Genomic DNA, 470 nt, shown 5'->3' on the forward strand with positions numbered 1-470 from the left:
GACTAGTCGTCGGCAGCGTCAGATGTGTATAAGAGACAGTCCGTACCCCATACATCGTATGTTCCCGCTGAACTGGCTTTATAAACGATCGCTACATCTGCATTAGGAACACTTGTACGAGAAGTATTAACCTTCGTAAAGGCCCAAGTCCATGCTGCGTCACCAAAGCTGGCTACCGGGTTAAAGTTTAATGTTTTCCCTAATACCATCTGGCCTGTAGATGCACGGCCTTGGCAATCATTAATATTCCAAAGAAGGTTCTTGGGATCTGTAGTAACCCTCTGGTCTTCCCACTTTGTAGTACTGGTAAGACCAGCATCCCCTCGAAGCCACACCGCTTCATTTCTTACCCCGCCTGGCGACTGCTCATAGAACGCCAGGGTCATATAGAATGAGGCCTGGTTCACCATTACAGCAGGAACCGTAAATACACGGTAAACCCTGTCTCTTATACACATCTGACGCTGCCG

At 48.3% G+C, this 470-nt stretch carries 1 protein-coding gene; it reads right to left on the reverse strand.

What is annotated here, in order from left to right; genetic code table 11:
- Positions 1-2 precede the first annotated feature (2 nt).
- The coding region (locus ACPYOJ_RS34660) for a hypothetical protein (RefSeq protein ID WP_481420270.1) at positions 3-470 on the reverse strand (468 nt) is incomplete at its 5' end.

The organism is Rhizobium sp. SVR5-9E (genome assembly GCF_056755095.1).